This is a genomic window from Acinetobacter sp. CIP 64.2, from assembly GCF_000369645.1.
In the GTDB taxonomy this organism is placed as follows: Bacteria; Pseudomonadota; Gammaproteobacteria; order Pseudomonadales; family Moraxellaceae; genus Acinetobacter.
The window spans coordinates 358,733-373,284 of the sequence record NZ_KB850121.1 but is presented as its reverse complement, the minus strand read 5'-3'; the positions used below and the strand labels follow the sequence as shown (position 1 = coordinate 373,284).

Here is a 14,552-nt window from a genome sequence, read left to right as displayed (position 1 = left end):
AATGGAAAACAATTTAATTTTACCCGCACTGATTTTAGTTCCTTTCATTGCTGGTTTTATTTGTTGGTTGGTTGATAAATACGACCAACATTTACCGCGTTGGATTGCCTTGATTGGTATGCTCATTACCTTTGGTTTGGGCATTGCACTTTGGCAAAGTGGTACATTTAGCTACGAGTTGGGCAGTAAAGTTCCGACTTGGGCGGCTGAATTCCATCTTCCTTGGATTCAGACTTTAGGCATCAGCATTCACTTAGCAGTGGATGGTTTATCTCTGCTTATGGTGTTGCTGACTGCATTACTGGGTGTACTTGCAGTAGGCTGTTCATGGGGCGAGATCCAAAAGAACGTAGGTTTCTTCCATTTAAACCTCCTGTGGAGTTTAGGTGGGGTCATCGGTGTATTCTTGGCGATTGACTTATTCCTATTCTTCTTCTTCTGGGAGATGATGCTGGTACCAATCTATTTCCTGATTGCGTTATGGGGTCATAAAGGTTCGAATGGTCGTTCACGTGTTTACGCTGCAACCAAGTTCTTCTTGTATACACAAATCGCGGGTTTGATCATGTTGATCGGTATCTTGGGCTTAGTGGTCTATGGATACATGATGACAGGTATGATCGGCTTCGATTACAACTACCTCTTGGCCGTTGCGAACCACTTACCACCTGAAGTTGCTTACGCATTCATGTTGTGTTTCTTCATTGGTTTTGCTGTGAAATTACCTGTCTTCCCATTACACGGTTGGTTGCCTGATGCGCATGCGCAAGCACCAACAGCGGGTTCTGTGGATTTAGCGGGTATTTTGATTAAGACAGCAGCATACGGTTTGCTTCGTTTCGTGATTCCATTCTTCCCGGCAGCTTCAGCGCAGTTCGCTGACATTGCCATTATTTTGGGCTTGATTGGTATTTTCTACGGTGCATTCCTTGCGTACCAGCAAACAGACATGAAACGTTTACTTGCGTACACGTCGATTTCACACATGGGTTTCATCTTACTTGCAATTTATGCAGGTAATATCCTGACCTTCCAAGGCTTAATGATCATGATGTTGGCACATGGCTTGTCATCTGCGGCATTGTTCATTATGTCTGGTCAAGTGTATGAGCGTGTACATACCCGTGACTTGCGCTTGATGGGCGGTCTTCGTGGTCAACTGCAATACCTGCCATTCTTCTTGATGTTCTTTGTTGCAGCACTCGTGGGTGTACCAGGTTTAGGTAACTTTATTGGTGAATTCCTGATCCTGATGGGTTCATTCAAAACTTATCCGGCCTTTACCATTATTGCAGCAGTAAGCTTAGTGTTTGCAGGTCTTTATGGTCTGATTCTGATTCACAAAGCGTTATTTGGTGAACCAAATTCAGAACAAAAGCAGCACTACACGACACCATTGAAAGATTTATCTGCACGTGAAGTCAGCATTTTGATGGTCTGTGCGATCGGTTTGCTTTGGTTAGGTCTTTATCCACAAACCTTCTTGGATATGTCTCATTCAAGCATGCAGTGGTTGGTCAATAGTTATTTGCCAGTACAAGAAGTTGTTGAAACTGTTCAACAGGCTACAACCCAACTAGAACATGTGGAGATGCAATAAATCATGAACTTCACAATTTCTTTTTCTGAGCTTATGCCGCTAGCGCCAGTGATGATTGTGGCTTTGACTGCAATCGTAGTGATGTTGTTGACTGCGATTAAACGCAATCACAACCTTATTGCGACAACTTCGGTTGTCGGTTTAAACCTTGCTGCGATTTATATCGGCTATACCGTATTTAGCGGACACTTTGTGCCAGTTAACGTGATGGGCATGTTTATGGTTGATCCATTTACCATGCTCTATCAATTCCTGATTTTGATTGCTGCTTTGGCGTGCTGCACCTTGTCTCATGCTTATATTGAGACTTATAAGGAAAACCGCGAAGAACTGTATATCTTGTTACTGTGTTCAGTGACAGGTGCAATGTTATTGGTGGCAAGTTCGCATTATGCAGCTTTCTTCATCAGCTTGGAGTTGATGTCGATTCCTGTATACGGCATGTTGGCCTATACCTATCAACGTGGTCAGTCTTTGGAAGCAGGGATTAAATACCTAGTGCTTTCAGCAACTGCATCTGCAATGTTGTTGATGGGTATGGCATACATCTATGCTTACACAGGTTCCTTGTCATTCTATGATTCGGTACAAGCCTTGTTTACGGCAATCCAGCAACCCATGGTGTTGTTGGGCTTAGGTTTAATCATCTTTGCAGTTGCATTCAAACTTTCACTTGCGCCATTCCATAAATGGACGCCAGATGTGTATGCGGGTGCACCAGCACCAATGGCAACCTTTTTGGCAACAGCTGCGAAAGTGGCAACGATTGGTCTATTTGTACGCTACCTACTGACTTCTGGTGCAATTCTGGTTGAATCATTAGTAACTGTGTTAACCATTATCGCGGTATTGTCGATTGTGGTAGGTAACTTACTTGCAGTACGTCAAGTGAATTTGAAGCGTATCTTGGGTTATTCATCAATTGCGCACTTTGGTTACTTGTTGATTGCTTTAATCAGCATGACTTATGCAAGCTTAGGCAGTGTAACAGTTTATGTGATTACTTATGTGCTCACCACAATCGGTGCGTTTGGTGCTGTGGCATTAATGTCGAGCCCATATAACAACGTAGATGAAGCACAAAGTCTTGCAGACTATCGTGGTTTGTTCTGGCGCCGTCCGATCTTGACTGCAACTTTAACCGTGATGATGTTGTCTTTAGCGGGTATCCCATTAACAGCGGGCTTTATTGGTAAGTTCCTTGTGGTGATGGCTGCAGTAACAACACAACACTGGTTCTTGGCTGCGATGATCGTGGTGGGTAGTGGTATCGGTTTGTACTATTACTTGCGTGTGATGGTGGTGATGTATATGACCCCACCAGACGTACCTCGTATTGATGCTGATGCGCATTGGGGAACCAAAGTCGGTGGTCTGATGGTACTTGCTGCTGCGTTATTGGTATTCGTACTCGGTGTCTATCCAGACCCAATGATTAACTTGGCATTGAAGTCAGAGATTCTTTCTCCATTGCACTTTATGATGTCTCAACAACAGTAATCGTCGGATTTGTACAAAAAAGCCTCCAAAGTTGGGGGCTTTTTTATTGATGAGTAAAAAAACACTTTATAATAGAACGAGATTAACATTACCTAGGTACTCACTCGTGTCGATTCAAGAAATTCGTCATCCGCTTATTCGCCATAAACTTGGTTTACTACGTCGCTCTGACATCAGTACCAAGAATTTTCGTGAATTAGCGCAAGAAGTCACGATGTTACTGACTTATGAAGCAACAAAGGATCTTCCTGTTGTTGATCATGAAATTGATGGGTGGGCAGGGAAAGTCTCAACTCAACGTATCGCAGGGAAAAAAATCACCATTGTACCGATTCTACGTGCAGGTATTGGTATGCTCGAAGGTGTACTAAGCTTGATTCCAAGTGCTAAGGTCAGTGTCTTGGGGTTGGAACGTGATGAAGCGACTTTAGAAGTGCGCACCTACTACAAAAAGTTAGTGCCTGATGTTGCTAATCGTTTAGCCATGATCATTGATCCAATGCTGGCAACAGGAAATTCTTTAATTGCAGCAATTGATGTCTTGAAAGCAAGTGGCTGTAAAGATATCCGTGTCATGATTTTGGTCGCTGCACCAGAGGGCATTGCCAAAGTTGAAGCTGCGCATCCAGATGTCCGTATTTATACCGCTTCGGTTGACCAAGGTCTGAATGAAGAAGGTTATATTGTTCCTGGTTTGGGCGATGCTGGTGACAAAATTTTTGGTAGCGTGCAAAAAGACTAATTTTTGTCATATTGAGAAAAAGAGACTGAGTCCAACCGTAGAGCATTTCAGGATGGATTGAAAGTCTCTTTTTTATTTCTATATACTGTAATGATTGCATTGAGAACGTAGGATAAAGGTCATGGCACAAGAGTTCTATCAAGGAAAAGTCAAACAATATAATCCTGATAAAGGATTTGGTTTTATTGCAACTTCTGAAGGAGATATCTTTTTTCATATCTCAGATTTTCCTGCAGAAGAAGGCGAGCCGAAAAGAAATGAAAAAGTGAAATTTGTCGCGCTGGAAAATGATGGAAAGTTTAAAGCAACACAAATTGAGCGTATTGATCCTAATCCAGCGAAAACCAAGAAGACCAAAATTGCCAATCACAATAAGTCGATTACCACAGAGTTGCTGTCAAATTTTCGACGCTAATTGTGATGATTGATATTTTTCAATCTTAGAATTTGGTTTAGGTACATGATAAAAGGGGCTTTCTAGCCTCTTTTTGATTAGAATAGGGTGCAATATAAAAATAGAGTGTTGATGATGTTTCTTGAGGGAAAAATTAAAAAATATAATGCAGAGAGAGGTTTTGGTTTTATTGAATTAGACGGGGATCAAAAGGATCTATTCTTCCATATTGGTGATTTTCCACAAGCAGCGGGTGAGCCTCGACTGGGAGAAAAACTTAAATTTATTATGGTGGAGGACAGGGGAAAATTTAAAGCAGCCAATATTGTTCGTTTGGATTTAAAACCAGCACCAGTCAAGTATGCTTCTCCATCTAGCAGTATTTTGATGAAAACCGTTAAGTTAGATCGTACTCAGTCAGCGACCAAAGCTGGAAAGCTATTTACGGTTGTTGGCTTAATTGTCATTGTGATTTTAGCGGCTTTGGTATTTCAGAAATATCAGTCTTATCAGCAATCAAAAAAATTAAGAGCAGCACAACTGATCGAGGAACAAAAGCAGATTATTGCAGAACAACGCAAAGCAGTTGGTGACCTACCTGAAGTAAAGCTGTCAGCAAAAACAGAGAGAGCTTTGCAACATGATCAGAGACAGCCGACCCAAGTAGCACCAGCAACAACTGCTGTAGCTACTCAGTTTAGCTGTGATGGGCGTGAATATTGTTCGCAAATGCGATCTTATGAAGAGGCTGTCTTCTTCTTAAGACATTGTCCGAATACCAAGATGGATGGAGATGGTGACGGTATACCTTGTGAGCGTCAATTTGGACACTAAGCATGCAAACCATGATATTTAACGATATGCTGCCGATATCTTTGAATTCTGATCATGAGATTTTGGAGATTCAATAAATAATAGTTATTATTTTGTTAATGATTTTTATTATCATTTGTAAATTTGTCTTATATACTGTGGTCAAATTTTTATCGGGGTTTGATCAATTGAAAAAGAACATATTATTTCTATCTCTCATTGCTTTACCAATGTTCGCGGTTGCTGATGATGGTACCGTGTTACCGACCATTACCGTGAAAGCTGATTCACAGGCAACAGATGCAACAGGCAAACTTAAAAAAGACACAACCTTAGGTATCCTTGGTGAGAAAGCAGTATTGGATACACCTTTTAGTATCCAGTCTTACACAGAACAGGCGATTAAGGATAAACAAGCTGACTCGATCGCAGGCATTTTGAAAAATGACCCAAGTATTCGTACCACCACCAACAGTGGCCATTTAAACGAAAACTTTATGATTCGTGGTTTTCCTGTGACATGGGAAGATGCCAATATTAATGGTTCTTATGGGATGTCACCGAGTGGTCGTACTCCGACTGATATTTTGAGCTCTGCCAGTGTACTCAAAGGTCCCAATGCATTAATTGCAGGGATGGCACCGGGCGGTAGTATTGGTGGTGTGGTAATGGCCACCACTAAGCGTGCCGATCGAGATTTGACCCAAGTTTCGGCCATGTATGAAGATGGCGGCTATTATAAATCAGGTTTTGATGTCGCCCGCCGTTTTGGTGAAAACAAGGAGTTCGGAGCACGCGTCAGTGCGACTTATGGACAAGGTGAACATATTGTTGATGGCCTAGAAGATAAAAATACTGCAGCAGTTTTGGCTCTCGACTACACCACGGACCAAGCTAAAATTAACTTTGATGCCTATACCACACGAGATAGCCGTGAGGGTGGCTCACCTGCCATGATCTCTTTTTCAACTTTGAAACGTGTTTTAGCTGCACCAGATGGCAAACTGAATTATTTCCCGCATTTAGAAGGTATGCAAAGTGCTAACTATGTAGGTTTATCGGGTGAATATAAGCTTCTACCTAATTTAAAAGCATTTGCAGGCGCTGGTTTTAATGAACGTGAGTATCGTGGACATTTATTTGGTACGCGTATGGTTGTGCGTGATCTGCCAGCCAACTCAATGGGAATGAAGAATCCTGCTTTGGTTGGGGCGAATGGTGATGCACTGGCACAATATTATCGTGTTGGTTCAAAGGAACATAACACGACCTTTAATGCGGGTTTAGAAGGTCAAATTTTCACGGGTGATATTTCTCATACTTTGGCATTCCGTGCTGATTATCTCAAACGTAAATACAGCCAACATAAAGGGCGGGGGGCAACAGAGGTTTATTTCCCAACTAATATTTACAATCCAAGCAATGAAGGGCATATGCCAAATACGTGGCCAGAGATTGTTCCTACTGCGGATGATGTGTATGTCAGTTATAGCCTAAGTGATCAAATCTCTATGCTGGATGATAAGCTACAGTTTATTTTAGGTGTGCGTTATCAAGATATGAATTTAAAGGCACTCACGACGAATCTACCACCACTGAAGGCTGATAAAGTATCTCCAAGCGCAGCTATTGTTGTGAAACCTTTTGGTGAAGAAACCTCGTTCTATGTGAGCTATGTTGAAGGTTTGGTTCGAGGTGCAAAGGTATCTAATGAGGCAGATGCGAATTACAGTAAAACCTTTGCGCCATTTGAAAGTAAGCAATATGAAGTGGGTGCGAAATATCAAGGAGATCGTTGGTTACACACTTTAGCGTTATATCAAATTAAAAAACCAAGCACGATGATAGATACAAGCTATCGCGACCCAAATAATAAAGCCATTACCCAAATCACAACCGATGGTGCGAAGACCGAATCCAAAGGGGTTGAATACGGCTTTTCAGGTAAAGTTACGGATGATCTAATTGTTTACGGTAATTTGGCTTATATCGATACCGAATATAAAAAAGGGATTTCAGGCGGTGTGAATCTTTCAGGTAAAACGATTGAAGGTACACCTGAATTTACTGCTGGTGTTGGGGTTGACTACCAAATTCCAGTGGTTGAAGGCTTAAGTGTCAATGCTTTCGTGACTTATGTGGATGACCAATATTTAACGGCTGATAACACACTCAAGTTATCTGATTATACGCTGGTTGATTTAGGCGCGAAGTATGCGACTAAACTCGGAGGTGTAAACACAACTTTCCGTGCGAATGTTGATAATGTTGCAGATAAAAAATATTGGGATGGTGTATTCACTAGCGGTTTTACCACAGTAGGAGCAGGCCGGACTTATAAGTTAGGGGTGAGTTTCGATTTCTAAATCGAGCTGTAATAAAAAACGCTTCTGACTAGAAGCGTTTTTTATATATTCGAAACAATTAAACTTTATTTTCACAAAACTGCAAAAAAGCTTTCAGTCCTGGTCCTTGATATTTCTGGCGATGCACCAGCATATATAGCGGTCGTGTTAGTTCCCAGAAAGGTGTATCCAGTATCACCAGTTGGCCTTTTTCTTGCAACGGTTCAATCGCTAATCTTGATACACAAGACATGCCTAAACCACCTGCGACGATTTTTAGAATCGCTTCATTATGACCTAGGGTTAAGCGGATGTTGGCGTCGGGAAGGTCTTGTAAAATGGCATTATCAAATACTTCACGAGTACCCGAACCTTCTTCACGCAAGATCCATTCCACATGATGAAAATCAGTTGGGCTGAGAGGGCGATTCAACTTGGCTAGTGGGTGATCCGGCGCACAGCAAACTGCAAGCTCATCATCACGCCAGTGAATGCATTGTAATTGTGGCAGATGACAAGAGCCTTCGATTAAAGCCAAATCCAACTGGAATTGATTGACTGCTTCAATCATTTGACGGGTATTGCCCACTTGTAACTGTAAATGTGCTTGTGGATGGCATTGTAAAAAATTAGCCATCAGATCAGGCATTAAATAATCACTGATTGTTAAAGTTGCACCAAGGCGTAAATCAATACTTTGTAGCTCACCTTTTGCTGCCTGTTCAAAAGCATCGCAACGACCGAGGATCTCTAAGGCTTGCGGCAACAGGAAACGCCCGAGATCATTGAGTTGTAACCGTTTACCCAAGCGATCAAATAAGGGGGCGCCGAGGCCATCTTCCAAATCAGCTAAGGCCATACTTGCCGCACTTTGTGTGAGTCGGACAGCATCACTCGCTTTGGTTACAGTTCCCTCTTGAGCGACCGCCACAAAAACAGCCAATTGGCGTAATGTCATGCGCATGTTAAAAGCCTTAACGTATTGAGGATCTCATCTATTTAACAGATCCTAAGAGTATTCATGATTTATCTGATCATGCTAACATGAGCGCACTGTTTCGTGCCACGTTCTCATCATGTCAATTGAAAAATTTAGCGTAGAAAAGGTTTTATCTGTACACCGTTGGACTCATAATCTTTTTAGTTTCACCATGACTCGCCCTGCTCATTTTAAATTTACCGCAGGGCAGTTCGCCCGTATTGGTTTAATGGTTGAGGGCGAATTGGTGGTACGTGCTTATTCTGTGGTTTCTTCACCTTTTGATGAAACTTTAGAATTCTTTTCAATTGTGGTGCCAGAAGGTGCTTTTACCTCGAATCTGCAACACCTCAAAGTTGGTGATGAGTTGTATCTGGAAAAAATTCCATACGGTTATTTGACCTTGGCGCGTTATCAACAGCCATTACCACAAGACTTATGGTTATTGGGAACAGGCACCGGACTGGCGCCGTTTTTGTGCATGTTACAAGACTTTGAAACCTGGAAAAAATATCAGCAGATTAATCTGGTCTATAGCGTGCGTACTGAATCTGAGCTGGCATATGTCGAGCGTATTCAGGAAATAGCAGATTTCTTTGGTGAAGGGCATACAGGCTTTAAGTTTATTCCAATTATTACCCGTGATCCGAATGCGGCACTGCATGACCGCCTGCCTGTTTTAATTGGCAATGGTGAATTAGAAAAAGCAGCAGGATTCTCTTTTAACCGAGACAGTAGTCATGTGATGTTATGTGGTAATCCACAAATGGTGGAAGATACCAAAGAAGCGCTGAAGCAACGTGGTCTGATTATGAATCGTCGTGGTGAAGGCAATATTGCCGTAGAGAATTATTGGTAATGGCGGCATTGTCGTGCTGCTAGGATGATTAAGCGTGTGTAAGTAAGTGGATATGTCTTAATGTACAAACATATCCATAAATTCACGGATTTCTTGAATGGCAGTATCGACGTCCGTGGTTAACCACGTTGGTTCAAACAAGCCGATATAATGTTCCAGACGATCTTGTGGCACCACAAGACGCACTGGGCAATCTTCTTCAAGTAAACGCCAAGGCAGAATCGGGACTTCGTTGTCGAGGAAGGGTTGCACATTGCGAATATCGACAATCATGGCATTGATGCAGTCGGGTAATGGCATCACTGAGAATTCTTCGGTACGGCGACGGAAGTACTCTAAATCTCCCCATTTCAGAATATAGCTTGGCTTATTAAACTCAATAATTCCAATCAAATGTTCATCGCGTGTGTGATGTAAAAAACATTGATGGGTGACATCAGTGTCTAAATCAAGAGAAACGCTTTGTTGGCTATAGGACATAAAGCAAAACATTAAAGAAATGAAGCCGAGCATTATAGCTTATTTTTATCGCATTCTAAAAGCGACTATATTTTAAACAAAAAAATAATAAAAAAAAGTAGAGTTCTGCAACTGGCGCAACGATAGTCCGAAGCTTTTTCACACAATGCTACATAGCGGATTGCTAATATAAGACTTGAAAAGTAAAAGGATGAGGGCTGCTATCATGCATGATTTTAGTAAGCCACAGCCTCATGTGGCAAGCAAAGAAGAAATTACCAAAAAGAGAAGATTACCTGTTTATATTTTGATTATGGTTGGGATCTTCCTGATTGCACTACTTGTTTATATGGTTGCTGATCATTCAGCTAATCCAACTGCACAAGTGACAATGGCACATATGCAGTCGGCTATTCTGAATGCTTAGGCAAGCGTATTTTAGACCAAGACTCAATTTACCATAAAGCTCATTGGTGTGAATCAATGGGCTTTTTTGAAATATTATGAGACCTTTTTGTTGTATTAGTGCAGCCATTGATTGATTGGAAAATAGACAAAAACTAAGGTGGAAGCATCCATAAATCATGTTCTTTAATTGCAGAACGTTCTTAGGTGGATGTGTATCAAGATTTAAAAACACAACATAAGGATAACAACATGAATGAATTTTTGAATGACCCCTCCAATCGAGGAGGATTTGATGCAATGTATTACTGGGATCAGTTTCATCCTATCTTTGCTGCAATTGTCATCCTACTGGTAGGATGGATTGTTGCTTTAGTGATTGCAGCAGGTGTGAAAAAATTACTGCAAAAACTTGATACCAATCATAAATTGTCCTCTGCAACTGGCCGTACTCCAAATATCGAAAATCTAGTCTCCAAACTGGTGTTCTGGTTCGTGATGATTTTGGCTGTGGTTGGTGCACTCAATGTGTTAAATATCAGTGGTGTTAGTGACCCATTTAGCAATATGGTGGGGCGTGTCTTGGCCTATATACCAAACTTGCTTGCTGCGGCAGCAGTTGGATTTATTGGCTGGATCATCGCAAGGTTGGTTCGGGCTGGGTTGAGCAATGTACTTGCCAGAACTGAACTGGACGAGAAACTAAGTAGTGAAGTCGGCGTTAGCTCACTCAGTAGCAATATCGGTGAGATTTTTTATTGGCTGGTATTATTACTGTTTTTACCCATCGTTCTATCAATTTTGGGTTTAACTGGTTTATTGATCCCTGTCCAGAACATGGTGAACGAATCGATTGCCTACCTTCCTAATCTGTTTATTACTGCGGTCATCATTTTTGTTGGATATATTCTCGCGAAAATCGTGCGCGGGATTGTCGAGGGACTGAGTAATAGTCTTGGCTTGCAAGCCCAAGCTGAGAAAGTGGGTTTATTTAAAAACTCGAATGTCGCTAAGTTTTTAGGTTCATTCGTCTTTGCCATCATTATTATCACCACCTTAATTGTGGCCTTTGAAGCATTGGGAATCCAAGCGATTTCTCAACCAGCAACAGCGATGCTGAATCAAATTATGTATGCAATTCCACAAATTATTGCAGCAGGTTTGATCTTGATCGTGGCGTATATCGTATCGCGTTTTGTTGGACGCTTAGTGGCTGAACTCGTTTCTGGCGCAGGTGTCGATGAAATCCCGATGAAGCTTGATTTACAACGCTTCTTGGGACAGACCCGTGTTTCTGATGTTGTCGGTTATCTGATTGTTTTCTTTACCATGTTATTTGCAGTGTCAGAAGCAGCTAACCGACTTGGCTTAGAGCAGGTTAGTGTACTGATTGCCATGTTTATCCAGTTCGGCGCCAGTATCTTGCTTGGTGCGGTTATTCTGGTGATTGGCTTCTGGTTGGCCAATGTAGTTGCCAATATTGTTCAACGTGGTGAATATAACAGTTCGCGCTGGTTGGCGAATTTGGTTCGTATACTCATTATGGGTTTAGTGATTGCAATGGGCCTAAAAGCTATGGGCATTGCAGATTCGATTGTGAATTTGGCCTTTGGTCTCACTTTAGGTTCCGTTGCGGTGGCCTTTGCCTTGGCTTTCGGTTTAGGCGGTCGTCAACCTGCGGAACGTTTGCTGAGTGATTTACTGGATAAAGCCAAAACAGAAGCAAAACAGCCGAATCCTTTACATAAGCAGGAGGTTGCACCGGGCAATACGGTGAATCCAGTGGCTCCAACGCCGAATAATACGTTGAATCCAACCCCACCAACACCGCCGTATTCGGATGAATAGAAAAAATAATCTTTGATTTTTTTGATTAATTCGACCACTCTAAGCAGGGTGGTCGTTTTGTTTGTATCAGCATTATTGGGTGTTATTTGGGATTATAATTGGGTGTTTTAGCGGGTCTAAATGCTTTAATGAAGGAATTTGACCTCAAAAGCAATTCATTTATAGCTCAAGTATCAATAGTCTCTAAATAAAAAATCGATAGGAGAATGAAATGAAGAGACCAAATCGAGTATTTGCACCGATTATTATTGCAGGAATTACGGTTGGATTTCTGGCGAGTGCTTATAAGTTTGTGGTTGCTAAATCAAACTCTTCTAAAGAGAAACCAATTGAAAATACGCAGCAGATCACCACTTCAGAAGCGGCAAACTCTTCAGAGCCACACAATTAAAGTGGACTTATTGGATGAAGCCCACTGTACTGTAGCGAGAAAGCCTTAAACAAATTGTGCTGCAGCTTGTGCAGAAGACCATGCCCACTGGAAATTATAACCGCCGAGATGTCCAGTCACATCAAGGACTTCACCAATAAAATAAAGGCCTTTCTGCTTTTTACTTTCCATGGTTTTGGATGACACTTCACTGGTATCCACGCCGCCAAGCGTGACTTCAGCAGTACGGTAGCCTTCAGTTCCCGATGGCTTTACCGTAAATGCATGCAATTGTGTAGCAATCTGTTCCAGTTGCACATCACTGATATTGCCAATTGCTATTTCACTTTGCTCTGCCCAAATCAATTGTTGTAGTTCGAGCACGATGCTTTTGGCGGTAAATTCACTGATTAAGGTACGTAATAACACTTTAGGCTGTGATTTTTTCTTGTCTTTAAAGAATTGCACAAAGTCTTGGCTTGGGAAAAAATCAATATTGAAGCTTTCTCCCACTTGCCAGTAGTTTGAAAGTTGTAATGAGCTTGGACCACTAAGACCACGATGAGTGAATAGCAAAGCTTCAGTAAATTGATGGCGATCATTGACCAGTGTTGCATCTAAGGCATTGCCACTTAGGCGGGTGGTGACTTCTTTGAAATGATCGGAGAAGGTGAAAGGAACCAGACCAGCTCGGGTTGGGAAGACATGATGACCAAACTGTTGCGCCAGTTCATAGCCAAAGCCTGAACCACCCAGGGTGGGAATGGATAAACCGCCAGTTGCCACCACCAAAGACTCACAACGATAGGTGCCTTGGCTCGTTTCCACGATAAAATCTGAATCTGCCTGAGCCTTGACTTGCTGTACTTCGCAATGGGTTTGGATCTGTACATGTTTGGCTTTGCTACATTCTGACAGCAAAAGTTCCAGAATTTCTTTCGATCCTTTCAATGTAAACAGTTGCCCATGTTTACGCTCTTCGTACTCAATCCCATATTCACAGACCAAACCAATAAAGTCCCAGTTGGTATAACGGGTCAGTGCAGAAATGACAAAGTGCGGATTTTCAGACAGATAATTGGAGGGTTCAACCTCCAGATTGGTAAAGTTACATTTACCACCACCAGACATCAAAATCTTTTTTCCAACTTTATTGGCTTTTTCCAGTACAACTACTGAACGCCCACGTTTAGCTGCTTCCGCAGCCAACATCAAGCCTGATGCACCTGCACCTAAAACAACAACATCAACTTGATGAACCATGAGCAATACTCGATCGACGAAAAGCGGGCAATTATAAAAGATTTATGCAGCTTTTAGTATGTTTTCAACTTCCCTTGCAATCCTCCAGTATGGATCGCCAAAATACGGCTGTTTTCTGGAAAATACTGCTGCTGGATTAAATCGAGTAACCCCATCATCATCTTCGCGGTATAGACCTGCTCCAAAGGAATTGCATATTGCTGCTCAAAATACTGCATAAATTGCAGCAGCTCGATGCTGGTTTTGGCATAGCCCCCACAACAATAAGCATCGGTTAAAGACCAGTTGCTTTTATCAGTCCACTGCTGAATATCCTGTTTCAGGAAGTCGCCCTTCAATGCAGAAAAGCCCAAAATCTGTTGTTGTGATGAGCTACTTTCAATTAAGCCCGCAATGGTGCCACCTGTTCCGACGGCACAACAAATCACATCATAATTCTCTCGGTCATGTTCACTCAAAATCTCCTGTGTCCCTTGCAGGGCAAGTGCATTGCTGCCACCTTCTGGAATAATAAAGGCTTGAGGATATTGCTGTTGTAACTGTTGCAAATATTCGGCTTCATGACGCAGCCGATATTCAGCTCGGCTGACAAAATGCAATTGCATGCCAAAATCTTGCGCTGTCTGTAGGGTCGGGTTTAAGTCACGGGTCGCAAGCTCTTCACCTCGGATCATGCCAATACTCTGAAAGCCGAAGCGCTGGGCGGCATAGGCGGTTGCGGCAATATGATTGGAGAATGCACCACCAAAAGTCAGTACTTCGGTCAAACCTTGTTGTTGAGCTGCGAGTAGGTTGTACTTTAGTTTATAAAATTTATTGCCTGAAATTTGCGGATGGATCAGATCCAAACGCTTAATGGTCAGTTGAACCGAACTGGGAAGCGTTAATGTTTGATAGGGGGTGGGAAAAGCAATGTGATCAAACATTTTCGAACAAGAGAAATGGATTTGATCACATTGTAAATGGATTTGATTG

General features: G+C 42.0%; 14 protein-coding genes. 10 read left to right on the top strand and 4 right to left on the bottom strand.

Annotation, left to right across the window (positions count from 1 at the left end; translation table 11 throughout):
• Nucleotide 1: 1 nt before the first annotated feature.
• The 6 genes from nuoM (at nt 2) to F895_RS14630 (ending at nt 7,415) form a co-directional block, all read left to right on the top strand.
• Nucleotides 2-1,600 (top strand): NADH-quinone oxidoreductase subunit M, encoded by a 1,599-nt coding sequence (gene nuoM, locus F895_RS14605; RefSeq protein ID WP_005239460.1) that lies wholly within the window; start codon nt 2-4, stop codon nt 1,598-1,600.
• A 3-nt stretch (nt 1,601-1,603) separates the two neighbouring features.
• Nucleotides 1,604-3,100: an NADH-quinone oxidoreductase subunit NuoN gene (gene nuoN / locus F895_RS14610; RefSeq protein ID WP_005239458.1), complete on the top strand. Its 1,497-nt coding sequence runs from the start codon at nt 1,604-1,606 to the stop codon at nt 3,098-3,100.
• Between the two features lie 106 nt (nt 3,101-3,206).
• Nucleotides 3,207-3,842 carry a uracil phosphoribosyltransferase gene (gene upp / locus F895_RS14615; RefSeq protein ID WP_005239456.1) on the top strand — a complete coding sequence of 212 codons (636 nt, stop codon included), beginning with the start codon at nt 3,207-3,209 and terminating at the stop codon, nt 3,840-3,842.
• A 121-nt stretch (nt 3,843-3,963) separates the two neighbouring features.
• Nucleotides 3,964-4,257 carry a cold shock domain-containing protein gene (locus F895_RS14620; RefSeq protein WP_005239454.1) on the top strand — a complete coding sequence of 98 codons (294 nt, stop codon included), beginning with the start codon at nt 3,964-3,966 and terminating at the stop codon, nt 4,255-4,257.
• 114 nt (nt 4,258-4,371) lie between these two features.
• Nucleotides 4,372-5,070, top strand: coding sequence for a cold shock domain-containing protein (locus F895_RS14625; protein ID WP_005239453.1), 699 nt, complete (start codon nt 4,372-4,374; stop codon nt 5,068-5,070).
• Between the two features lie 98 nt (nt 5,071-5,168).
• Nucleotides 5,169-7,415, top strand: a complete 2,247-nt coding sequence (locus F895_RS14630; protein WP_005239451.1) for a TonB-dependent receptor — start codon at nt 5,169-5,171, stop codon at nt 7,413-7,415.
• Nucleotides 7,416-7,473: 58 nt separating this feature from the next.
• Here F895_RS14630 and gigC read toward each other — a convergent pair whose 3' ends face one another.
• On the bottom strand, nt 7,474-8,358 hold the full coding sequence (gene gigC, locus F895_RS14635; RefSeq protein ID WP_005239449.1) for a LysR family transcriptional regulator GigC: 885 nt from the start codon (nt 8,356-8,358) through the stop codon (nt 7,474-7,476).
• A gap of 112 nt (nt 8,359-8,470) precedes the next feature.
• Between gigC and F895_RS14640 the strand changes: the two genes are divergently transcribed.
• Complete coding sequence (locus F895_RS14640) at nt 8,471-9,232, top strand: ferredoxin--NADP reductase (RefSeq protein WP_005239447.1); 762 nt, start codon at nt 8,471-8,473, stop codon at nt 9,230-9,232.
• Nucleotides 9,233-9,289: 57 nt separating this feature from the next.
• Here the strand turns inward: F895_RS14640 and F895_RS14645 are convergent, their stop codons facing one another.
• A complete protein-coding gene (locus F895_RS14645) occupies nt 9,290-9,712 on the bottom strand; it encodes a hypothetical protein (RefSeq protein ID WP_005191251.1) in 423 nt (140 codons plus the stop codon).
• Between the two features lie 205 nt (nt 9,713-9,917).
• Here F895_RS14645 and F895_RS14650 point away from each other — a divergent pair, with 205 nt between their 5' ends.
• From F895_RS14650 to F895_RS14660, 3 genes are all read left to right on the top strand, one after another.
• Complete coding sequence (locus F895_RS14650) at nt 9,918-10,118, top strand: hypothetical protein (protein WP_005239445.1); 201 nt, start codon at nt 9,918-9,920, stop codon at nt 10,116-10,118.
• A gap of 230 nt (nt 10,119-10,348) precedes the next feature.
• A complete protein-coding gene (locus F895_RS14655) occupies nt 10,349-11,944 on the top strand; it encodes a mechanosensitive ion channel (protein WP_005239444.1) in 1,596 nt (531 codons plus the stop codon).
• Nucleotides 11,945-12,155: 211 nt separating this feature from the next.
• Entirely contained in the window at nt 12,156-12,335 is a 180-nt protein-coding gene (locus tag F895_RS14660; protein WP_005239442.1) for a hypothetical protein, read from the top strand.
• A gap of 45 nt (nt 12,336-12,380) precedes the next feature.
• Here F895_RS14660 and F895_RS14665 read toward each other — a convergent pair whose 3' ends face one another.
• Together F895_RS14665 and F895_RS14670 are read right to left on the bottom strand one after the other, a co-directional pair.
• Nucleotides 12,381-13,577 (bottom strand): BaiN/RdsA family NAD(P)/FAD-dependent oxidoreductase, encoded by a 1,197-nt coding sequence (locus F895_RS14665; protein ID WP_005239441.1) that lies wholly within the window; start codon nt 13,575-13,577, stop codon nt 12,381-12,383.
• 53 nt (nt 13,578-13,630) lie between these two features.
• Nucleotides 13,631-14,503, bottom strand: a complete 873-nt coding sequence (locus F895_RS14670) for a 1-aminocyclopropane-1-carboxylate deaminase/D-cysteine desulfhydrase (protein WP_005239440.1) — start codon at nt 14,501-14,503, stop codon at nt 13,631-13,633.
• Between the last annotated feature and the right edge of the window lie 49 nt (nt 14,504-14,552).

Excerpts from the sequence above, each read along its gene's own strand:
- nuoM (WP_005239460.1), top strand. The coding sequence starts at position 2 with ATGGAAAACAATTTAATTTTACCCGCACTGATTTTAGTTCCTTTCATT.
- nuoN (WP_005239458.1), top strand. The coding sequence starts at position 1,604 with ATGAACTTCACAATTTCTTTTTCTGAGCTTATGCCGCTAGCGCCAGTG.
- F895_RS14620 (WP_005239454.1), top strand. The coding sequence starts at position 3,964 with ATGGCACAAGAGTTCTATCAAGGAAAAGTCAAACAATATAATCCTGAT.
- F895_RS14625 (WP_005239453.1), top strand. The coding sequence starts at position 4,372 with ATGTTTCTTGAGGGAAAAATTAAAAAATATAATGCAGAGAGAGGTTTT.
- F895_RS14630 (WP_005239451.1), top strand. The coding sequence starts at position 5,169 with ATGATTTTTATTATCATTTGTAAATTTGTCTTATATACTGTGGTCAAA.
- gigC (WP_005239449.1), bottom strand. The coding sequence starts at position 8,358 with ATGCGCATGACATTACGCCAATTGGCTGTTTTTGTGGCGGTCGCTCAA.
- F895_RS14640 (WP_005239447.1), top strand. The coding sequence starts at position 8,471 with ATGTCAATTGAAAAATTTAGCGTAGAAAAGGTTTTATCTGTACACCGT.
- F895_RS14645 (WP_005191251.1), bottom strand. The coding sequence starts at position 9,712 with ATGTCCTATAGCCAACAAAGCGTTTCTCTTGATTTAGACACTGATGTC.
- F895_RS14650 (WP_005239445.1), top strand. The coding sequence starts at position 9,918 with ATGCATGATTTTAGTAAGCCACAGCCTCATGTGGCAAGCAAAGAAGAA.
- F895_RS14655 (WP_005239444.1), top strand. The coding sequence starts at position 10,349 with ATGAATGAATTTTTGAATGACCCCTCCAATCGAGGAGGATTTGATGCA.
- F895_RS14660 (WP_005239442.1), top strand. The coding sequence starts at position 12,156 with ATGAAGAGACCAAATCGAGTATTTGCACCGATTATTATTGCAGGAATT.
- F895_RS14665 (WP_005239441.1), bottom strand. The coding sequence starts at position 13,577 with ATGGTTCATCAAGTTGATGTTGTTGTTTTAGGTGCAGGTGCATCAGGC.
- F895_RS14670 (WP_005239440.1), bottom strand. The coding sequence starts at position 14,503 with ATGTTTGATCACATTGCTTTTCCCACCCCCTATCAAACATTAACGCTT.